Annotated in this window: 10 protein-coding genes; 2 read left to right on the top strand and 8 right to left on the bottom strand. The window is 47.1% G+C overall.

Annotated features, from left to right (window positions below; translation table 11 throughout):
• The first annotated feature begins 84 nt into the window (after positions 1-84).
• Entirely contained in the window at positions 85-510 is a 426-nt protein-coding gene (locus tag VC82_RS02165; protein ID WP_045800921.1) for an Hsp20/alpha crystallin family protein, read from the top strand.
• A gap of 112 nt (positions 511-622) precedes the next feature.
• Here VC82_RS02165 and uvrB read toward each other — a convergent pair whose 3' ends face one another.
• The 6 genes from uvrB to VC82_RS02135 form a co-directional block, all read right to left on the bottom strand.
• Positions 623-2,611: an excinuclease ABC subunit UvrB gene (uvrB, locus tag VC82_RS02160; protein ID WP_045800920.1), complete on the bottom strand. Its 1,989-nt coding sequence runs from the start codon at positions 2,609-2,611 to the stop codon at positions 623-625.
• Positions 2,612-2,861: 250 nt separating this feature from the next.
• Positions 2,862-4,595, bottom strand: coding sequence for a T9SS type B sorting domain-containing protein (locus VC82_RS02155; protein WP_084598141.1), 1,734 nt, complete (start codon positions 4,593-4,595; stop codon positions 2,862-2,864).
• Between the two features lie 26 nt (positions 4,596-4,621).
• Positions 4,622-5,455, bottom strand: coding sequence for an ABC transporter permease (locus VC82_RS02150; protein WP_045800918.1), 834 nt, complete (start codon positions 5,453-5,455; stop codon positions 4,622-4,624).
• 3 nt (positions 5,456-5,458) lie between these two features.
• The gene (locus VC82_RS02145) at positions 5,459-6,355 is read right to left on the bottom strand and encodes an ABC transporter ATP-binding protein (RefSeq protein WP_045800917.1); all 897 of its coding nucleotides are present in this window, start codon (positions 6,353-6,355) and stop codon (positions 5,459-5,461) included.
• Positions 6,356-6,455: 100 nt separating this feature from the next.
• Positions 6,456-8,438: a DUF11 domain-containing protein gene (locus VC82_RS02140; protein ID WP_245615949.1), complete on the bottom strand. Its 1,983-nt coding sequence runs from the start codon at positions 8,436-8,438 to the stop codon at positions 6,456-6,458.
• A gap of 248 nt (positions 8,439-8,686) precedes the next feature.
• A complete protein-coding gene (locus VC82_RS02135) occupies positions 8,687-21,007 on the bottom strand; it encodes a T9SS type B sorting domain-containing protein (RefSeq protein WP_045800915.1) in 12,321 nt (4,106 codons plus the stop codon).
• 175 nt (positions 21,008-21,182) lie between these two features.
• On the opposite strand from VC82_RS02135, the gene VC82_RS02130 reads away from it, so the two are divergent.
• Positions 21,183-22,259 carry a hypothetical protein gene (locus VC82_RS02130; RefSeq protein WP_045800914.1) on the top strand — a complete coding sequence of 359 codons (1,077 nt, stop codon included), beginning with the start codon at positions 21,183-21,185 and terminating at the stop codon, positions 22,257-22,259.
• Positions 22,260-22,314: 55 nt separating this feature from the next.
• Here the strand turns inward: VC82_RS02130 and VC82_RS02125 are convergent, their stop codons facing one another.
• Together VC82_RS02125 and VC82_RS02120 are read right to left on the bottom strand one after the other, a co-directional pair.
• The gene (locus tag VC82_RS02125; RefSeq protein WP_045800913.1) at positions 22,315-23,373 is read right to left on the bottom strand and encodes a nucleoid-associated protein; all 1,059 of its coding nucleotides are present in this window, start codon (positions 23,371-23,373) and stop codon (positions 22,315-22,317) included.
• A 64-nt stretch (positions 23,374-23,437) separates the two neighbouring features.
• Entirely contained in the window at positions 23,438-23,932 is a 495-nt protein-coding gene (locus VC82_RS02120; RefSeq protein WP_045800912.1) for an IS1096 element passenger TnpR family protein, read from the bottom strand.
• Positions 23,933-23,979: the final 47 nt, after the last annotated feature.

Here is a 23,979-nt window from a genome sequence, read left to right as displayed (position 1 = left end):
GGCATTGAGCTGGGGTTGGTACACCTTTTGCCATTGATGAGGTGAATGTTTAACTGAAGTCTAAAACATAAAAAATAGAACATCATGAGCCTAGTAAAAACCAATAGAGTTCTTTTCCCTGCCTTTATGAACGAATTTTTCAAACCCGATTGGTTGGGAGGCGTGGAAAACGTAAACACAGATCTTCCTGCTGTGAACATTAAGGAGAACGAAAAAGATTTTGAACTTGAACTGGCCATGCCAGGTATGAAAAAAGACGACTTTAACATTGAGGTAGAAGATGGTGTGTTGACCATTTCGTCAGAGGTGAACAGAGAAGATGAGACAAAAGAAGAAAATTATACCAGAAAGGAATTTTCTTATTCTTCGTTTAGGCGTTCTTTCACTCTACCAGAAAGTGTTAATGAAGACAATATCAATGCCACTTACGTTGATGGTATTTTAAGGTTGACCCTTCCAAAGAAGGAAGAAGCCTTGCCAAAGCCAAAACGAATGATTGATATTGCCTAAGAAAAGAAACAGTATTGTGTTTGGGCCCACGCGGTCCATTTCATGATGGTTGGTTTGTTTAGTTGGTTAGTTGATGAAAGCACCGCCCTTTTGGGCGGTGCTTTCTTGTTTTCTACTCCTGTTCTTGCAGCATTTTGATTTCATCGCGCAGCTTTGCCGCTTCCATAAAGTTGAGTTCCTTCGCGGCTTTTTCCATGGCCCTGCGCTTATCGCGGATCAATTTTTCACGCTGTGTCGGGGTCAGATACGCCAAATCGGGTTCTGCGGCCCGTAGTTCCTCTTTTTCAAAGTGGTAGGTAGAGACCGAATTTTTTGCCAGGGCATTGTCCAAGCTTTTGTTGAGTGCGGTGGGCGTAATGCCGTGCTCGGTATTGTAGGCCATCTGCTTTTCACGACGGTAGTTGGTCTCATCAATGGTCTTTTGCATGCTCTCGGTAATGGTATCGGCGTACATGATGGCCTTCCCGTTCAGGTGCCTTGCGGCCCGCCCCACCGTCTGGATCAACGAACGGTTGCTCCGTAAAAACCCCTCTTTGTCGGCATCGAGAATGGCCACCAGTGAAACTTCTGGCAAATCGAGTCCCTCGCGCAACAGGTTGACCCCGATGAGCACATCAAAAAGTCCTTTGCGCAGGTCTTGCATGATCTCTACCCGTTCAAGGGTATCGACATCGCTGTGTATATACCTGCACCGAACATCTATGCGTGTGAGGTATTTGGTCAGTTCCTCGGCCATTCTCTTGGTTAGAGTGGTTACCAATACACGTTCATCGAGCTCTACCCGCTTTTGTATCTCTTCGACCAGGTCATCGATTTGGTTTTGGCTGGGCCGAACCTCAATTTCGGGGTCCAATAACCCAGTGGGGCGTATTACCTGCTCAACGTAGATGCCTTGGCTGAGCTGCAATTCATAATCAGCGGGTGTGGCACTAACATAGATGACTTGGTTCTGTAGCGCCTCGAATTCCTCGAACTTCAACGGGCGGTTGTCGAGGGCAGCGGGCAGTCGAAATCCGTAATCGACCAAATTCTCCTTTCTCGAACGGTCGCCCCCGTACATGGCATGTACCTGCGGAATGGTCACGTGGCTCTCGTCGATCACCATGAGATAGTCCTTCGGAAAGTAATCCAGAAGGCAGAAAGGCCGTGTGCCCGGTTCACGGCCATCCAGATATCTCGAATAGTTTTCGATGCCCGAACAATAGCCGAGCTCACGGATCATTTCCAAATCAAAGTTGGTACGCTCTTCGAGCCGTTTGGCTTCCAAAGGCCTACCGATTTCCTTGAAATAGTTGACCTGTTTTACCAAATCATCCTGAATTTGGTGTATGGCATTTTGTAGCACATCTGGCGAGGTCACGAACATATTGGCGGGGTAAATGTTGAGGTGGTCGTAGACCTCGATGACATTGTTGTTGAACGGGTCCAACGCTTCTATTTCCTCAATCTCATCCCCAAAAAAATGAATGCGGAAGGCATGATCGGCATACCCCGGAAACACATCCACCACATCGCCCTTTACCCTAAAGTTCCCGTTTTTAAAATCTGCCGTGGTACGCGAATATAGGCTCTGTACCAAGAGTTTTAAGAACTTGGTGCGCGGAATCACCTGATCTCGGTGGATGGAAATGACGTTCTTTTGAAACTCCACCGGGTTTCCAATGCCATATAGGCACGAGACCGATGCCACGACCAACACGTCCCTTCTTCCTGAAAGTAGCGACGAGGTGGTGCTCAAACGCATTTTTTCTATATCCTCGTTGATAGAAAGGTCTTTCTCGATATAGGTGCCGCTCGTGGGTATATAAGCCTCGGGTTGGTAATAATCGTAATACGAGACAAAATACTCGATGGCATTATCAGGAAAAAACTGTTTGAACTCTGAATATAGCTGGGCGGCTAGTGTCTTGTTGTGGGCCAGTACAAGGGTAGGCCGCTGTACCTTTTCAATCACATTGGCAACCGTAAAGGTCTTGCCCGATCCCGTAACCCCCAACAACGTTTGGTGTTCGACCCCCGATTCGATGCCCTCTACCAATTGTTTTATAGCCTGGGGCTGATCACCGGTTGGGCTGAACTCTGCGACTACCTTGAATTTCATGATGTAAAAATACTGAATAGCCGTTACTTCGGTGCGTTCAAAAAATGATTTTGGCGCCTGCCGTTTTCAAAGGAAACTAATTTGTCTGTTCGAGCGCAGTCGAGAACGATATGTTTATTTGCTTGCCAAAGACATCCCGACCCTGTCCAATGTAGCGGCGACTTTCCTTTGAAAACGGCACCGGGCTTTCCGCTTTACGCCGCACTCGCCCTGCTCGGTGCGGGGTGCCGCTGCAATCCCTGGCGCGGGGTCAGCGTTTTAGAGAGAAGTGCCCCCGAACCTCCCGGTTGCTGTCATCAATGGCCAAATACCAATAATCGTCTGCCGGTAGCTGCCTCCCATTGAAGGTGCCGTCCCAGCCTTGGGAGTCTTGTCTGATTTCCGTCAAAAGTTTTCCGTAGCGGTCAAAGATGCGAATACTTGTCAGCACAATGTTCTGGCCCTCGGGCTGAATGAACTGCCAAAAATCGTTGATGTTGTCTCCATTGGGGGTAAAAAACTTGGGAAACCCTTCAACTGTAAGGTCTTGCTCGAAGCTTTCCTCCACAACACCGCAACCGTTCTTGTCCCTTACATACAGCGTATGGTTGCCGGGCTGCACACCGTTGAAAACGTTGCTGTCTTGGTAAGGTCCATTGACATCGTCAATGGCATATTCATAATCGCCATTGCCGCTGGCCACTACCTCGATACGAAGGCCCAGCGCCATTTCAGAAATATCCAATCGTTCAAGGGTCGCTATTTCAGAGGATACCACTTCAAAATCGACGGTTGTACCACATTCTATGACCCCGCCGGGCTGTGATATAATGTCATAGACCTCCAATTGGTAGTCGCCAACCTGGTCTACCGTCAGCTCCCTGTTTTCAGAGATCAACGATACATTATCAAAAGGGTCCACGCTATACCATCGGTATCCGTCGGCAATAATGGGGGCGGTAAGCACCAGTGGATCATCGTTTTCACAAAATGAGAACACGGGCGGGAAAACAACTTCTGGATTAAAACTAACGAACTCGCCAGTGGTCAAATCCAAGAAGGGTCCACAGCCCAAGAGGGTCGAGAACGATTCCTGTCCGCAACCGATGGCCTCGCCCGAATCGTTGAACGGAACGATGCGCACAAAAAAGGTCAGGTTCGGTTCAAAATCGATCACAAAGGTGGAATTGGTCGTAAATACGGCACTGTCCAGTATGTTTGCATTGGTAGGGGTAGTGCCAATAGTGACCCTATACCCCGTAGCGCCCGGCACGGGCACCCATTCCAGAAAGGGGGTCAACGGCACGTTGATGGCCCCGTTTACTGGAGTTATAAGGCTTGTACAGCCTGGAAGTGGGGCAACATCACCCGTTATAAAGGTTGATTCTTGGCAATTGGGGGCCGCCCCGTTTTCGTTATAGGGCACAATGCGAACATAAAAGGTGGTATTGGGGTCAAACTCACCAGGCGGGTTGTATGTCAGCACGTTGCCAACATCAAAATCATTCACAACGTCGTTGCCACCAGGGGTGGTGCCCACCGTTACCCGGTACCCTGTGGCGGTTGGGGCATAGTTCCAAGAGATATTGGTAAACACGCTAACATCTACCGCACCATCTTGTGGAGTGCGAATAGAGGTACAGGCTGGGGGCGTGGTCACGTCTTCCGTGGTAAACGATTGGCTTTCACATACAATGTCTGAGCCTCCTTGAAAAAGAAAATCAAGAATGATGGTCACATATATCTGTGTGTTGTCGGGAAGGCCCTGTGGGGGTGTATACGAAGTGGCGCTCCCCACTGAGGTAACGCCCAGCTCACCGCCACCCGGGGTTGTGCCCAATCTAATCTGGTATCCAGGAATGCCAGGTATCGCTTCCCAAGTAATGGTGGCATCGACCGGAACGTTGGTGGCGCCGTCGACCGGACTCAGCAAATCTGGACATTCTTGGGAATAAGACGCAAAACCAATTCCCAAAAAAAGGATGTACAGCAATTTTTTCATCATACGGCATCTGTCAACACCGTAAGATACTATAAATCACGCTTTTTTAATAATGCATAGGATAAATAGATAAAAATGGCCGTCCAGCCGAGCACGATCAGTATTTCGTACCAATGCACACGATAGTTGAGCGCTATGCTCTCACCGACTTGATCCGCAACGGTCTGGACGGCTTCGAGCCTGGTTGCGGGCTCCTTTATAAGGTTGTACATTGACTGTAACGGAAAGAAACCCATCACGGTCTCGGTAGTGGGGCCATCGAAGACCTTCCAACGCAAAAGACCCCGTATGATCCCCTCCAATATTTGCCAAAGAATCAAAAAACCAAGGGCAAAGGCCGATCGTTTTACCAAAATCCCCAAGAATAGGCAAAATGAGAAAAAACCTACCAGTTTAAAAAAGAAGGCCGCTACAAACTCCAAGTCAGAGAATATGATCGAGATTTCATTGTAATCGGAATAAACCAACCCCAAAATCAATGAAACCACAAAAACGAACACCGTTGAAATGAACGCAAACGAAATAACGGTGAGAAACTTCGATAAAATGAATTCCTTTTTTGAAAGTCCATCAATCAGGTTTTGCTTGATGGTCTTGTTGCTGTATTCATTGGCCATCATCGAAACAATGACAATTGCCAAAAACAGCTTAAAAAAAGCGGTCACATAGGTGTTGAAGTGCCAGATATACGGAAAATTGAAGATGCCTATATCTGCCAAATGGAATTTAACGGGGCCAATATCGAACTTGATGGCTGCGATCAGGGCAATTGAGGTCAGGATAAGAAAGTAAGAAACGATCAATATCTTGCTGGCCCTGTTGTTCCAAAGCTTTATGAATTCTATCTGTAAAAGTCGTACCATGGTCTAGTTGTTTTTTGTCAGTGCCAAGAATTGTTCTTCCAGACTTTCCCTCCGTTTCACCAAATGCGACAGCACAATGCCCTTTTCAAACAGCAACTTGTTGAGCTCATCGGCATTCATTTCCTCCTTCAAATAGGCGGTCAGTGTGCCGTTCTCTGCCGAAATCTTGCCAAAACTGGCATGATTTTCAAGCAACTGTTGCAGCTTTTCCATTTCGGCCGTCTTTAGCTCAAAGAAGCCGTGACTGGCCAGCATGCTGTCAACCGGACCGGAATAAAGTTTCTCGCCCTTTCGCAGTATGACGACATGGCTACAGACTTTTTCAACCTCGTCAAGTAAGTGCGAAGCCAGCAAAATAGTGGTGCCCTGGGACGCAATTTTCTTGATAATCTCACGAATCTGGTGGATGCCCGCTGGATCGAGCCCATTGGTGGGCTCATCGAGTATCAATATCTCAGGGTCGTTCAATAGGGCAGAGGCGATGGCCAAGCGTTGTTTCATGCCCAACGAATAGGTCTTGAATTTGCTGTCACGCCGTTCCCAAAGCCCCACCAGCTCCAGTTTTTCTTGAATTTTGTCCTCGGGTACTTCCTTGATCTTACAGACAAGCTTAAGGTTTTTAACGGCCGACATATAGGGATAAAAATTGGGCCTCTCGATAATGGCGCCCACCTTTTTTAGTGCGTCGTGCGTTGAGGTGTTGCCGTCGAACCAGCTGAATTCACCGGCCGTTTTGTTGACCACGTTCAAGATAATGCCTAAAGTGGTCGATTTGCCGCTGCCATTGGGCCCAAGAATGCCATAGACATTGCCTTTTTCAATGGTAAAAGACAGGTCTTTGACTGCGGTAAGGTACCCAAACTTTTTGGTCAGGTTTTTTACTGTGAGGATGGTTTCCAAAGGAAGTATCTTTTTTTGCTTGATACTTAATTGACGATGGATAACCGTTTTTGTTACATTCTAAATTGGGGTTATTCCAAAAAAAACCACACCCCATGACCTAGTTTTTATTGACCCTTATCGTAATTCGTCTGTTTGTGATTACCGTTGTGGGCGGAATTATGTTCACAGTAACATTCACCCTCGGATTGTCAGTGGTAATATTCAAATCTGTTTGGTCTTGGGCATTTGTTACCGTGTTGGTATAAGTTTGGGAACTTTGATAAATGTTGGTCATTTTAGTTTTGGCAGTCAGTGTCAGGGTCTCCAATTGCCCAGGGTTCAACGTGCCCAAGGTCCAATCAGGATAATTGAAAGAACCAGTTGTTGTTGAAGCAGAAACAAACTCCAAACCATTGGGAAGTATGTCGGTCAAGACTAAGTTGGTCACGGGATCATTCCAAAAATTTTCCACCGTAATGGTGAAAGTTACATCGGTACCATCGGTAACATTGTTCTGATCTACGGTTTTGTTCAATACAATGTCAGGGTCACAATAATAAACAGCAATGGAATTGGAATCGTAGCTGCACGGCCCCCGAGTCACCCTTAAAAAGTAATCGCCGGCAGTTGTGGCGGTATAAGAGGCCGATGTGGCCCCGGGAATCAGTACCCCGTCACCATACCATTGATAGGCATCGAAGGTTTCCCCGCTGGCAATTTCCAAGACGGCTCCGGGCAAACAATTACTGCCGGTTATTTGAAGATTGATGTTCGGCACCGTATCAAACCCAGAGTAATAGCCTGCAATACCTCTTGCCCCATTAAAACCAAAAAAGCCAACCGCAATGGGTCCCGTAGACTGCACGCTTACGTTTCCGGTAAGGCTGGGAAGATAAAATGTTTTCCAATCAGGAGTGCCGATAACCGGAGATGAAGGAGGTAGGGTAACAGTACCACTTCCATCCGTTACGGTTATGCTGCTATCCGGTGTTGAGGTGGCGGCAATTATGGTTACACCTCCCGTAATGTTTACCCCAGCGGCATCGGTAATGTTGGGAATATTGTCCATGGTATCTGGCAGCAAACAATTGACAGGGGCTACAAAGTTCAATCCTTGTGTATATGCAGCAGTTGACCCACCCATACATTGGTAGGCATACACATCTTTTGAGGTTTCTACATACATATTGGCCCCAACCGAGTTCGAAGAATAGTAAGTACTTGGAATTTCAAAGAATTCGCCGTCATTTATTGTGGCTATTGGAGTGGCAGAACCATTCACAAAAATTTGTGTATTGTTTTCAGTAGCGATTATCAATGGAAATTCTGTCCACCCATTGGCGTTTCCATTTCCCCGCACAAAAACATATTCCTTTCCCAACCTGTTTTCGGGTACCGGTTGGTCAATTCCAGCATCCCTATTGCTTGCACCGACCTGGCGACCATAGTTCAATGATCCATTGCTGATAACAATGTCCCTATCAGAAACGATGGAAGCGCCTATCCAACCCCTTTCATGGGCCATGGTCGGAGAGTTGCCGATATAAGTTTCAAAAACAAAGGACTCATTTGCATCCAATGTAATGGTGTACGAATCATCGGTAATACCGGCTCTATTGCTGCCCACCCGAAATTCACAGTCCGGGTCATAACCCGAAAGCGTAATGGTGGTATTGTCTTCAGTTGCCATAATACCCAAGGTATTCGATTTTGAAACATGGCTGCCCAAGTTGGGAACCCCGCCCCATTTGAACCGGGTGCCCATGGCAACACGACCCTTTGAAGTCAATGATGCTGCTTGTGAACCAGAGCGCCCCCTGTAGTTTACATAAAAGTTTTCTCCACTTGGAGATTCAAATCGAAGACCACTATTGGTCAGTACCACGCCAGTATTGGCATCGTCTACCAATGTTACATTGTTGTTGCCGTTGCCCAATGTGTAGACCGCGGGACTGGTATTCGAAATGGTGAACGAGGTAATCGGTGTCGGGTTCGTACCTTGGTAGACATTTACGGTGAAGGGCGTGGTTTCGGGAGTGGACAAATATACTGCCTGCTGTTGAATCGCTGCATTGTTCTGTCCTTGTCGTAATGGTGGCAAATAATGTAGATCACTTAATTGCGCTTGACCTAAGAAACCGGTGAACAATAAGCAAAAAAGAGTAAATTGTCTCATTTAGAAATAAGTAGGTTATGTTGGCTATGGTTCTATTGCCAATTTATTGAGACTGTATGGCAGTTCGCAACACTTTGTTGCAAAATGAACGTATTTTGTTGTTTGTGCTTAAAAAATAATGCCTGCCAATGTTGATGTAACCTCAGCAGGCATTCCAATAATTTTTGATTGATCTACCTGTACAGGGTAAAATGGCCTATGAACTCTCTCGTGTCTTGTACACCGTTGAGTTTAATGATGTACCAGTAATCACCAGATGGTAGGTCGGTCAGCTGGTACTGGCCATTCCATCCATCATGGTTGCCCTCAAAATGGTAGAGCGTTCGACCATACCGATCGTATATTTTTATGAAGATGTTGGGGTATTGCTCAATGTTTCTGGGTCTCCAGACATCATTGTTGCCGTCGCCGTCGGGGGTAAAGAAATTGGGAATCTCGATGTCGATGAACTCCATAAATATTTCTTCGGTGACACTGCACCCATTTTCATCGGTTACGGTGACCGAATAGGTAGCGGTCTCGGTGATGTAATGGCTAGGATCTTCAGAAAAATCACCCCCATCGAAATTGAAGGTGTAGTTGCCCGACCCACCAAACGCCAATGCTTCGATGGTATTAATGTCACCCTCTGTCAATTGTAACTCCAACGGCTCAAATTCTGTAATGGTGAATTCAAAAGTATTGGTGCAGCCGTTGCTATGAACCACAGTGATAAAATGGTCACCGCCGGCCAAATTTTCAAAAGTGCCATCCAAGACCATTTCAGCAGGGTCTGTGGTATCCAATCCATACAAAACTTCACCACTTACGGTATCATCTTCGAAGGCTATACTGACCGAGTTGGTGGCCACGCCCGAATCACAGGGGTAACTGACCACCGCTTCACCTGCAAGATTGGCCCCACTGGCAACTTCGAATACCTCTGACAGTTCACAGCCATTGGCATCCCTTACAAAAACTACATGGGTACCGCTTGGCAGGTTGTTATATTCCAGTACGCCCTCAGCAAAATCTGCATCGTTGTTGCTGTTCAAGCTTGTGAAGTAGGGTGCGGTACCGCCATTGATTTGTAAAGTAATGGCACCATCACTACTTTCAAAACAGATTTCATCCAAAACCGTGGTTGTCAAAGACAGTTCGTTGGGTTCTGCCAAGCTGAAGCTTACCACCTCAAAGCAACCATTGGCATCTTGTGCAATAACTGTGTAATCGCCCGGTGCAAGTCCATTGAAACTGTTTTCATCGACAAATTGGTTCAGGTTGGGCGAAATGGCAAACTGATAGGGTCCGACACCACCTTGTACGTTCAGTACGATACTACCGTCTTCAGCCCCATTGCAACTGATATTTGAGATGTTCGTATCGACCACTAAAGGTGTAGGCTCTTGAATGATGATCTCTTCGGAAATGGTTTCACAATCATCACTTTGTACCCGAACATAATAACTGCCCTGTGGCAAATCTGTGAACAGGCCATTGGGCTGATTCGGCACTATTTCATCAGTCAGGGCCGGATCGCCAAACAATGCGTATTGATAATCTCCCAATCCTCCCGTGGCCGAGGATTCGATTATGGCAGTGCTATCGCCACTACAATTTACAAATGCCGCAGATTGATCTACCGTAAGGGTCAAATCTTGGACCGTATTGACCTGAATTTCATTTGAAAGAATGGATACACAGTTGAAACTGTCCCTCACATAATATTGATAGGCATCCGCAGCTACATTTGTAAAGAGATGGGTATTGGCTCCATTTACCTCGTTCATGGGGGTGAAAGTGGTTCCATCCACACTCCAACTGTAGGGAGCGGTACCCCCAGAAGCTTGCAATAACAACTCTGCGCCCCGTTGACAGCTCAGTACCTGTTGGGTAAGAAGTTGGGCGGTAACCTCTGTCGGCTCTACAATTTCGACCACTGGGGTTTCAAAAGAACAGCCCATATCATCAAGAGCAGCGATAGTATAGAAACCAGCGCCCAGATTATCGAATGTGGCACTTGTTTGTGAGGTCGATGACGCTAACAGAACACTACCCGCTGCATCATTGTACGTGTTCAATATATAGCGATAGGCGGCGCTTAAATTACGGGGGGACAAACTTATGGAAACCGATGCATCTGAATCGCCCTTGCATACTAAATTGGTATGGTGAACAGTACCTGTAATCGGGTCGGGCAATAACAGTTCGAAGGCATTTGTAAATATTTCGGTACAGCCCAGCGCATCAGTAACTGTAATTGTATATTGGCCGGCAACCAGTGATTGGAACAGATGTGCGTTCACATTGGAAACCGTGGTCGTGTTATTATTGCCAACATGGGTCAGGTCAATTGTGTACGGTGCCTGGCCACCCGTGGGATTGATAGCTGCCGCGCCTTGATCATTGGTGCAACCTACATCTGTGAGGTCTATGGCATTCAATGAAATGGGGGCCGATGGCGTGGCAATACTGAACGACCTTACCTGGCTGCACTCGGGGAAGGCATCTTGCACCATCTCTACCAGATAATTGCCCGCTGGAACGCTTATGGCCGCTGTTGGGCCAAGATTGACAGAATTACCACTCAAGATTGCAGCACCGTCATCTGAACGGTCTGCAGGGGTGCCGTTGGTGTCAAAAATCTGCCAAGAGAAGCCTCCGGTGTATGTGGCATCGATCAATGTCAATCTAATGCTTCCATCATCGCCAAAGCAAACCGCATCTGACAGTTTTTCAACGGTCACATCAAAGGTATTGGGCTCCTCGACCACATGGGTAATGGTCAATTCGCATCCCGTGATGGTATTCCTTATTCCGAAAGTATAGTTGCCTGGCACCAGGTCAAAGAACTGGTTTGATGCCTGATAGCTGCCCGAAGGCAACATTCTGAATTCATAATTGGCAGGATGCGTACCATAACTTGTCAAACTACCCACTGCATCAATGCTGATGTCCTCTCCGGCATTGCTACAACTGATGTCCTCGTCAACGTGAATGGATGCCGAAAGCAATTGGTCATATGCCGGTACGGTAACGGTGACTTCACCTGAACAGCCATTGTCGTCATAAACCCGAACAATTACATCACCACCGGCAAAATCGGTATAGATATAGTTATGGGCGGTACCGTTCTGAAGTACCGAACTGGTTGCATTGTCGATAAATTCGTAGCGAATGTAGTTGTTGCTTCCACCGGTAATGCTGCCTATATCTACGGTAATGCTGGCATTTACGGTATTATTGCCGGTTGAACAGTCAAATGGGGTCACAGAGGGCATATTGAACGTAATTTCATTAGGTTCACCCACCACAATAGGGGGGCTAATGGTTGTACAACCATTGGGGCCTGTGGCCGTGATTTGATAGGTGTCAGCAGGAAGATTTTCGTAAGAGTTGGTTGCTGCGTTAAAAGTACCATTGTTGGGGCTCAGCACATAACTCAATGGATTGTTGCCATTGTTTATTTCAGTAATCGAAATGGTACCATCTGTGGCCCCAAAACAGCTTACATCAGTTGCATCCGCGCTGAAGTGGGGCGATGTGGCCGCTGGTATTTCTATTATGAAGTTTCTATTGCACTCGGGGGAATTGGTATTGTTGTCATATACGGTTACCGTATAGGTATCGGCAGTTGCCACAGGAACGCTCAATGGATTTGATGCCAATGCCTGTCTTGGAACCAAAGTACCTGAGGTACCCACAATTTCATAATCGTAATTGTTGGAACCTGAGGTTACCTCAATTCGTATTTCGGCTTCATTGCCTGCTCCACAGCCCAAGTTTTTCGTCAATGTTGCCGTAACTTCAAGTGTCGTTTCCACGTTTACTGTTTGTGAAGCGGTACAACCGTTGCCATCCTTTACGAAAAGGGTATAGCTTCCGGCGATAACATTGTTGAACACCCCTCCATTGTCTTGATAGGTAGTGCCACCATCCAACGAGTATAAGGTCGGTGAGGCACCACTTGCGGTGACCGTTACCGTGGCCAATGAAGAACAGTTGTCTACATCGACAGCCGTTATGGTCGGATTGGCAGCTAGGTTCATGTTGACGCTTCCCAACGAATAAGCACAACCATATTGGTCACTGATGCTTACTGCGTAACTGCCGGCAGGTGAATTTGCAGGAATCGACACAGGATTATCTGTGGTGCCCGAAATAGTTGAAAAAGGCGCCGGGCCCGTAATCGTGTAGCTGTAGGTGCCGCCACCACCCTGAATATTGTCGATTGAAATAAGTCCTGGACCCTCGCAGGTAATATGTTGCAATACATTTAGATTAGCGGTTATGGGATCCAGCTCTTCCAAAATAAGGTTTTCGCTGGCACTGGTACATTGTACCGTGCCTCCGTTTACCTGCTCTACAACAATATAATATTCGTTCGGGGCCAAATTTGGAATGGTAATGGTACTGGTATACGGAACATCACCGCCACTGGAAGTGATGGGATTATCGTTGATATCATAAAGCGTCCACCGCATATCTGGTTCAGTAAGGCCATCATCATCGGTAATCGTATAGGTGATTTCACCATTGTTTGCCCCATTACATGAGGGTTCATACGCTGCCGTGATTTCCATGGGATTGGTCACCACATCGTTCACGTTCACGTTGCTCTGACGGATACAGCCTACTGCATCACGTACATAGAACGCATATGTTCGTCCGGGTGTCAGACCGGGAAACGTGTGCGTTACCCCTGAAGCCAAAGGAGGTGTCCAGCCATTGGCCGGGGCAGCCGGGTTGAAATTGGCAGGGTCTTCCGAATAGGTATATTCATAGGGAGCGGTACCGTTTTGCCCCCTTACTGTAACTTGCAGCTCGTTGCAATTCACGATGATCGGCAAGACGGTAATATCGAGATCATCCAATGGATAGGGAATGATAAAGGGAGGGAAATCAGTCTGGCAGACCGTATTGCCCGAACCGTCAACCGTTCGCATCGAAGGGTATACCGTTGATCCCGATAGATAGCCGGTCAATTGGTCAGTGGTGCCGGGCACACTGTTGTCGCCTATCCAATTGGCCCCGCCATCGGCACTGAACTCAATGGTGCCCAAAGTGGTGGGGTAGTTGCTGAACCCAAAGCCGAAATCGTTGACATCTCCGGTGCAGGTTGCCGGGGTAATGCCCGAAATATCAGCGGTAAGCTCGTCAGGCGCCGCAACCACTATTCCCGATGTGGTGGTGGCGCAACCGTTGGCATCGGTGATAATGACATCGTACTGTCCGGCCAATAAGTTATAGTATGTTATAGACATGGCCACTACGCTTGTTTGGGTCTGATTGGCAACCCCATTGTCGATATCGACCAATTCGTAGGTATAAGGTGCCAGACCATTACTGATATTAACAGCGATACTACCGGTGCCTCCATAACATTCTGCATCGGTCGGCGTTGCGGTAAATGCCAAGGCAGGTGAATTTTGAACGGTAAGGGTTTCCATGTATTGACAGTACGGACTGGTACCACCATTATCACGTACGTACACATCATAAGTGCCAGCGGTGGCATTGGTTACAGTAAACATATTGGAGGCTCCAAAGTCTGAGTCCTGGACCGTATTTCCTGTGTTCAAGAAGGCATATACATAACCATTATTTCCCCCGGTGGCGTTCACAGTAATGCTTCCATCGGCACAACTACTTACGTCAACCACATCCATTTGGCCCAATAAAGGTGGATGGATGGTGATATCTTGGGGATTTGAAATACAGCCGTAGGCATCTGAAACCTCAATGGTGTATAGCCCATCAGAAAGTCCGGTAAATGTATAGGTAGTGTCAGAAGCAGGCGTTGGGGTCAACCAAGCACCTCCATTTATCCTAAAGGTATACCCGCCATTGCCGGTAGTTACCGTTGCGGTTACCGAAGCATTGTTCTGACCATCATAACAAGCTGTTGCGGTAAGGTCAAACGTTATGGTTTCGGGTTCCACAACTGTTACGGGGGTGGTCGAGATTTCTTCACAGCCATTCGCATCCCGCACCCGTACCAAATAACCACCATCGGGCACATTGGTAAATGTAGGTGCGGACTGGTACGGACGTACAATGTTTGCCGACGTATCTTCCAATTGGTACTCATAGCCAGGGGTGCCACCGGTGGCCGAAGCCTCTAGGGTCGCTCCAGTATTGAAGCAAGTGTAATCGGCCGTTTGATTTAGAAGCGGCATAATAACGGTCGGCTCGTTCAACGTTGCCGAGAAACTGGCCGTGCAAGCGGTATCGTCCACTTTTCGTACCTGTACAGTATAAGAACCGTCTGCCAAGTTGTTGGCGGTAATCACCGGTGAGGTCAATGAAGTTGTCCAATTGGTGCCACCATCCAACGAATATTCAAAGCCAATGGTCGGATCAAAATTTGAAACCTCAAAACGAATTGAACCATCTGAAGCACCTTGGCAACTTGGGTCGTTGACACCCAACAACTGGGCTGAAAAGGCTTGGCCGGCCTCAACAACCACGGTCAGGTCTTGTGTCTTTTCACAAACATCGGGCATTTGAAATGCGGTAATATCATCCAAAACCAAGTCATTGCCATCGTTGCTGTTGACATTGGTCCTGAATACGATGTCGATATCGGTATTTGCCCCTGGGTAGAAGGTAATGATACGTTCGTGCCAATCTGTGTCGTTGGTGTTTTTCGGAATTTCAGGGGCTACTTCGCTATAAATAACCGTTCCGGTATTATCGAGTATCTCTACCCGTACTTCGGGATTGTTGCCCGCTCCGCCAACATTCATAAGATTATAGGCCCAAAAACGTAGGGTCACTTCTTTATTGGGCAGAACCTCAATATTTCTTCTTGCCCACAAAATATTGTTGAGTTGCGGATTGCCCGTGTCTGAGAAGGTACTTATATCGATGGCCAAGAACCTGCCGTCTACCAGCCCTGTATGGTCTTGGGGGCTGGTCCACAAGGTAATGGGATTGGTCACAAAATTGGTAACGGTATACTCACCATTCACCAAAATTCCGGCAGGGCCGCGATTGCAGGGCGTAATTGAACCATCTTGGGGCTCGTAGCAATAATCTGGACCAATCTCACCTATTTGGGTGGTGGTGCCAGCACCAAAGTCCTCAAAGAACAAGGTGCTCTGGTCGGGCAGAAGACTACTTGCATATGCCACGGTTACCGTATGGGTACCATCTGTAACATTTGGGAATACATTGTTGTCGGCTGGGGTATTTTCGGTACCGTTCAATGTGTAGGTGTAATCAAAATCGGTCGTGTTCGATGGGGAAATCGTGATACTTCCTGAACCATCACAAGCGTAAACCACGTTGCTGTCAAAATTGGGGTCTGGTGCCGGTGTTGGCACGGCCAGGTCCATATCAAAGGTGCAGCCCAGGGCATCCCTTACCACCAATTGGTAGTTGCCGGGCAAAAGGTTTCGTTGGTCATTGGCGGAAAAACTGCTGCCGCCATCGAAACTGTATTCATAGGGGCCCTGCCCGCCATTGGGGTTCAATATTTTTACCAGAGCCCCATTGGGGTTGCATGAGGCATCCTCCACAATTGCAGCTGAGGCAGTCAACCGAAACGGCTGGTCAATTTCGTAATCCAGTGTTTCGATACATCTCGATGTCGGGGTACCGCTTGAGTCCATAACGGTAATGGTGTAGCGACCGGCCGGAAGGTTTACAAAGGTGTTTTCTGTCTGGTAGCTTGTACCGCCATCCAAACTGTATTGATAAGGGGCCGTACCACCGGTTGCAGTGACCGTCAATGTTGAAGTGGAAGAATCGGAACAGACAATATCAGTATGAGAAGCGGCTATTGAAACGGTTCCCAAATCTTGTATGTTCACTATGTTCGAGAGGGCACTGCAGCCATTTCCATCAAAAACGATGAACTGATAATCTCCCTCTTCATTCGGAAAATAGGTCTCTGGCGTACCTCGATACCCGAACAAGAAATTGGTGGTATTCTGCTTGGCCGTATCAGGAACATCATTGGGGTCAGTGTACAGTGGTACTCCGTCTTTTGCCCAAATGGCCATTTCGTAGTCGGGATTTGGACTACCCCCTTGTGGCGTAAGCGTAATGACCCCGGCATTGCAGGTAATATGGTCTGTGGTAATGGCAGAAAGTCTCAATTCGGCTACCTCACCTACGGTGATGTTTTGGGTGTTGGTACAGCCGTCATCCGTTGTGGTAATCACGATGTAGTTGCCCGGGTTTACATTTGCAAACGTATGGGTGTTATCGTTGGTAGCTGTTTCATTGGCCACGAAGGTGCCTTGACCGCCGTTGCTCCCATCATCAAGTCGAAGTTCATAGCTATAATTTGGCAGTACGTTCAATGCTTGAACGGTGATAGTGCCCAATTCGTCGCATTCGGCAGGGGTGCTGCTGAGGTTGACCTGATAGTCACGTTCCAATATACCGATATCCTCAGTTTCAAAAACACAGCTACCTACAATCGGATCATTGGTGATAGGGTCTAGTTGGGTGACCTGTACGCGATAGGTGCCGCTGGCCGTGATATCAAAGCTGGGACCGTTATCTGCGGAAAAGGGCACTACCACGCTGTTGTTCGAGGCATCGATCAACTGAAATCCGTAACCCGAGCCAATATTGGTGATTCTAATGTTGCCGGGCGTGCTGCACAAAATATCGGAAGCGGTATGTTCAATATCCAAATTATTCTTGAACACATTGAAGTAGAAACGGCTAAAGCAACCGTTCTGATAGTTGATGACGACCCGGTACGATCCACTATCTGTCAGCGTATAATTGTCTTGGGTCGCCAAATCGGTCCAGGTACAGGAACCGCTTTTATTGGCACAGTCATCCCCTACATCTGAACAGCTGCCCTCATCGAGCTGCTGCCATACAATGCTCTGGGCATCGGTAATACCCAATTGTATGGTAGCGCTGTCATTTTCACCACACAAGAATAGCTTGGGCAGTAAATCGCCATCAATTGAACAGGTGACGACCTCACCCTGTAAATCGTTATTAGGATTGCCATCGCCATTAACTTGGTTAAAGTATTCTATTATGGGGTTGGTCTGGGTGGATCCAAACCTTTCAACCGTAATGCGCTCGACCAAATCAGGGCAACCGCTTCCTGCTGATTTTTCCACAATATAATTTCCGATGTCGGTGACCAATAACGTACTTGGGTCATTGTCAGGGTCGCCATCGTTCAAGAGGGTATCGCCAGCATCTATTTGGCCATCGTTGTTGTTGTCCAATGCCCAAGTATACATGGTAAAGCCAACACCTGCCGACAGCACCACATCATCACCGCAGAGTTGCACGGTTCGGGCTTGGTTGCAGTTTGCCAAATCATCTAAAATATTGTTGTTGGCCACTTGTGGCGGAACACTACAGGCCGAAGTTGAGGTTGCACCGCCTTCGTCTGTAAAAGTGGATGGATTCAAAACACCCTGATAGGTCGAGTATGCCTGATTTTGCAATTGTGAAGAGCAGGCATCCACAAAATCTGTGCAGTTGGCCGAAATGGTGACCGTAATCACGATGGTGTATTCAGGGTCGTCTACCTCCACTAGGTTGTCGGGTACCTGAAAAATGATGGTGTTGGTGTTTATGTCATAGCTGTGGGTAACCCCTGGGGCGTTCGAAACATCAATGTTGTCGAGTGTTACATTGTTCGGTAGAATATCACGGATGCTGTAGTTCACGGCATTGTCATCGCCCGTATTCTGAAAACGCAGTACATAATTAAAAGTTTGGCCAAGGTTGACGCCCTGTCCGTTGATATCATTTCCGCCTAAATCCTCAGAAGTGTTTCCTAACAGTATTTCAGGGGCAAAGACCCTAGTGTACGATGCGCTGTTGACGGTGCCATCGGCTGCATCCACCACGGGTACGCCCGTACCGAATTCGCCCCCATCACCACCATCGGCATTGTCATCTTTATAAAATTCATTGGCGTCGCTACACCCATCACCATCACTATCAAGGTCTAGTTGATCGGGAATGCCATCGGCATCGGTATCGCAGCCTGCAGTAAGCAGCATGCCACGCATGTTGGTGGGGCCTATTACGGCCTGCCCAATAACAACGGCATTGTTTCCAACCGGGTTCCAGCTAACCGTTGCCGCTGGAGTGGTCAACACCATAGGCTCTAAAGGCCCGTTGGATGAGCGTGCACCAAAAAGCTCAAATCGCCCTGATTGGTCGATGACCACCCTGAGTATCGGTGTGCCGTAGGTGCCGGTAAGTGTCCATATATTTGGGTTACCGCTCTCACCATATCCGGTGCCATCCATAAACCGGGCTATATTTCCTGATGTGTTCTGAAATTGTATCTCCCCAGCAACATCGTTTCCGTTTATCTGTAGATTGAACGAGTTGTCTAGACTGAATATGTCAAGCACCAAATAGTTGTCATTGGTGACCAGGGCGCTGGTGTGCGAATTGCCGTTGGCGATATTGAAGAACAGGGTGCCGCACTCCTCTTGATCGTAAATGCCATCATTGTCATCATCTAAATCAGTACTATCGTTCACGCCATCATTGTCAGAGTCGTTGTGTACGATGATGTGGGCAGAGGGGTTGTCTACAGTGATATTGGTATCGGGTTGGTCTTGGGTATTGATGGCCGTATTGGTCAAGCTCAGTAATGGCAGGGTATCGATTTCATCTGCTCGTACCTCAAGTTCCAAAAATGCTGTCTCACCGCCGTTCAAGGTTCCAATATCCCAAGTGTTTCCACTCCAGCTCCCGGTAATGGTGAAGGCTGAGACCAAGGTGAGCCCGGCTGGGATATTATCCGTGATTTGAAGATTGGTAAGCGGTCCGACGCCCAGATTTCTGACCTTTATGGTAAAGGTGGCGGTTTCTCCCTCCATGATTTCCGGTCTGTCAACCGTTTTGTTGACGACCACGTCAGGGTCGCAATAATATGCCGATATAGGCTGCGAGTCATACGTACAGGGCCCTTTGGTGCCACGTACATAATAATCACCGGCAACAGTGGGCGCATAACTGGGTCCATTGGCCCTTGGTATCAGCTGGCCATCGCCGAACCATTGATAGGCATCAAAATTGCCCGTTGCCTCAAAAATGGTAGAGCCTACAAAGCAACCACTACCGCCTCTTATCTCTAGGTTTACTTCGGGTACGGTATCAAAGCCTGAAAAGTACCCCGCCACACCCCTTGCACCGTTATATCCAAAAAATCCTACGGCGATGGGTCCGGTTGACTGAACACTTACATCTCCGTTCAGGTTGGGAATGAAAAAGGTTTTCCAATCTGTAGACCCTGCAACTGGGTTAGATGGGGGCAGGGCTACGGGCCCATTGCCATCTGTGACCGTAATATTCGCATCCGGTGTGTTTACCGCAGCGATGATGGTGACCCCCCCGGTAACGTTCGTTCCGGCCATATTCCTGATATCTGGAATGTTATCCATCACATCGGGCAAAAGACAATTGACCGGCGCCACAAAATTGAGCCCTTGGGTATATACTTGACTGGCACCAGCCATGCATTGATAGGCATATACATCTTTAGACGTCTGCACAAACATATTGGCACCCACCGAATTGGCTGAGTAAAACGTACTGGGTATCTCAAAATATTCCCCATTATCAATAGTGGCAATAGGGGTGGTATTGCCATTGACGAAAATCTGGGTATTGTCGGCCGTTGCAATTATCAGTGGGAATTCGGTGGCCCCATTGGTGCCCCCGTTACCACGAACAAAAACATATTCTTTCCCCAAACGGTTTTCTGGCACGGGCTGGTCAATACCGGCATCGCGATTACTGGCATTTTCTTGGCGGCCAAAGTTCAGCGATCCATTGCTGATCACAATATCTTTGTCTGACTCTATCGATGCCCCGATCCAGCCATCGCGGTGGGCCGGGGTCGGGGAGTTGCCCACGTAGGCCTCAAACACAAATGATTCGTTTGCATCTAGGGTAATGGTATACGTGTCGTCTGTGATTCCATAGACATTGTTTCCCTGTCTGAACCGACAGGCCGGGTCATACCCATAAACGGTCACCGTGGTGTTGTCTTCAGTGGCCATAATGCCCAAGGTGTTCGATTTTGATGGGTGTGCCCCCAAATTAGGCACTCCGCCCCATTTGAATCGGGTTCCCATGGCCACACGCCCCTTTGAGGTCAACGATGCCGCTTGGGCAGACGAATAGCCCCTATAGTTGACATAAAACCGGTTTCCACTGGGCGATTCAAAGCGCAGGCCAGAGTTGTTGAGAACAACACCGGTATTGGCGTTGTTGACCAACGTAATATTATTGTCACCATTAGGCAAGGTGTACACTGCCGGACTTACGTTAGAGATGTTGAAGGAGGCAATCGGCGTCGTACTCGTGCCCCGATACGCATTCACTGTAAAAGTCGTGGGTTCTGGCGTAGAAAGGTAAACGGCCTGTTGGCGAATGGCCTGGTTGTTTCGGCCTTGTTTCAACGGGGGCAAATAATGCAGGTCGCTTAACTGTGCGAAGGTGTTTTCTGCAAATCCCAACAAAAGAATTGCAAAAAGGGCAAAATACCACTTATTCATTATATGGGCTTGATTCTTCACGAAAGGGCAAAGTAAGACCAACCATGAACGTACTGCAAAGTATTGTTGTGAAAGCCTTTGGAGATGTTGTAAAGCCTTTTTATTGAATATTGTTGGGCGTTTCATCGTAAGGTTTTATATTTTAATCGAATGAGTTCGAACAAACACTACAGAAATGTCTGACGAGAAATTGATGTCGAAGAAAAAACCGGCCTTTCCCATCCGCAAAAAGCTGGATAATTATTTGGACCGGTACAGCCGAAAAATAGAGATTCCTATTTTTTATGACGATCTGCTACGTTTTTCAGGTTCTGTGGTGGTTTATGACAATGATGGAGAGGATACCCTGTGGGTGCGGGTGTATTATTCCGACTTTGAACGCGAAGAAATCGATCTTAGCCTTAAACGGGTATACTCAATCTTGCACTCAGACGGAAGCGAAAAAATATTAGAGTACCTGAACGTCGATGCAGTGGACTACTGCACCTTTGGCAACTCAAAGCCTTTTCGCATCAAGATCCGAAATATCCTGAATGACAATTACACGTATTTCTATGTAAAAAAGACCGATGCCTCACGGGTATACGGTCTAGAGCTTGAGCACATGCTGTCGCCCTATAACCTGAACTTTTTGGTCTACAAAGACACCTTGATCGAAGAGCACATAGCGGGCATACCCGGTGATGTGTTCATAAGGGACTTTTTGCCTACCTGTACGGAGTCTGAAAAGGCCCAGCTTGCAAAAGAGTTCGTAAAGTTCAACGAACGTTGTATGATCCGATTGTTGGGCGATATGCGGTCTTACAATTACGTTATTGTGCCGGTACATGATTTTGACCATGTGGTGTACCGTATCAGGGCCATTGATTTTGACCAACAATGTTACGAGGGCAACCTTAAAGTGTACCGCCCCCAATTTTTTAAGGAAAACTTTCAAATGGTCGAATTGGTGCGGACCAAACTGCAAAAGTATTCGGTTGACCAGTACAAGATCGAGGAACGCTCCATCGTGGCCAAGCGTATTTTAAGCTCGGGCAAGCGTATCAAACGGTTGGTGAACACGGCAAAAACTGATAAAATATCGGTGGAAGAACACGTAAATACGCTTAAAACACAGATTTACGGCCTCACATATGACAAGAATTTTAAGCGTTGCGAACGAATGGGCCAAATTTTAGACCTTGCCCTTGATTTTGTCAAACGTAACTACGAAGATGTCAGCATGCGGCAGATCATCGAAAAAAAGTTCTGACCTTCACTGTTTGGTGTCTATGGTCCGAACCCAAAAACGATGAACACAAGACATATCAGCTCTTCTGCTCTTTGTTGAAATAGACCAGATAATAGTACATCTGCCGTTCTTCGTCCCAACCCTTTTCAACAAATTTTTCAGCCGATTCAGGATTGATAAAATCCATTTTTATTTGGATGTTGGTGTCGAGGTTGATCACATTCTTGATTTTTTTACGCGTGTCTGAGACCGCTTTGTTGGCAATGTCAAAACTTGAAACATCCTCGATACTGAATTTGGGTCCTTTTTCAACCTTGTAATGCTTGAATTCCGGTATCAGTTCGGGGTTGTCCAACACCTCGTTCAAAAAACGGGTTTCCTCAAAATTGTCATTTTTGGCAAAGTGGTTCACCGCCCGGTTCATGAACAGGACTTCCTGTTGTTTGTCCTCGGCGGGCAACACCACGTCTTTGGCAAAATTCTGGCAAAACTTCAGGTAATTTTTGGTATAGAAGTTTTCATCTTCCAAGGGAATCAATCCCAAGAAATCTTCCAGCCAATATTTGGCATCGTAACGGTTGCTATCGACTGAAAGTACCTTGTAACCTTCTTCTTTTTTTGAGTTGAACACTAGGCACCCTTTGTCCAGTTTATTGATATTGATACCCTGTTCAATACGTATTTCAAGATTGGTTCCTTTCTCTTCGAATTGGAGAAAGTCGTGTTTTAATTCACTTTTGAAGATGCCTACCCCGTCAACTTTCTCATTGTCCAATAACAAATTGGAAAAGTGTACCACGTACAGCTCACCACTTTTAATGTGTGGGTGGTTCGACTGGTCGAACAGATGTTGGGCCACTTTCTTTGATAGTGTATGTGCCTTTGATGGGTCTATGAGCAATTCACTTACTGCCGAATAGATTTCATGAAACTCGAGGTCTGCCTCGTGAAAAAAGCGGTAATAATTTTCTTCTTTTTCACGAAAGGGCCTAAAGAAGTACTCTTTGAGCAAACCGGCGATTTCGTCATTTACGATATGTGGTTCCTCTGAAAGAAAAATTCCTTCGTTCTTGGTCTTGTTGCCCACCCTGTGCAGAGAAAGGCTCTCGATTTGGGCTGAATAGAGGTTGAACATATTTTCGGTTAAGGTTTAAGGGTTATTTCTGTCAAAACTGTCCGTGGCCAACTGTTCACTGCATTTAGTTCCAGTTTTCATCAAAATCAAAGTCCTCGTAGTTGTCAAGGGTGTCATCGATTTCTGGGGATGCATCTGACCTGAATTCTTTTTCGGGGGGCGAATCGGGCAGTTCGCCAAAGCTGAACAGCAAATTGGGGTAGGCCTGGCCGTCTTCTTTTTCAACAATGTCTGCCAATTCAACAAAAAAGGTCCACATGCTGAGATAATCATACACATATATCAACTTGGGTGATTCTTCGGTCAAGACCTCTTCCAATAGGGTCTCGCCCATCAGGCGGGTTTCACCGCCCGACTCGCCCATGTCAAACAGGGCAATTTCCTCATCTTGGTTCCATTCGTCGTCACAGGTGTAAAACGAGGCCATTTCGTTGCCCATAAACCCAAAGGCCTGGGTTATGGCGTTGTGAAAATCTTCCAAACTGCTGGTCTGCTCGATTTCGATATCCCTAAAGACATCTTCGTTGGCATCCAATATGATTCTGATTTTGTAGATCATTAAAAGCAATTTTGATCAGCGCAAAGGTACAATTCTGATTGCCTTTG

This window comes from Flagellimonas lutaonensis, from assembly GCF_000963865.1.
Lineage (GTDB): Bacteria > Bacteroidota > Bacteroidia > Flavobacteriales > Flavobacteriaceae > Flagellimonas_A > Flagellimonas_A lutaonensis.
This window is presented reverse-complemented; position numbering and strand designations above follow the sequence as displayed.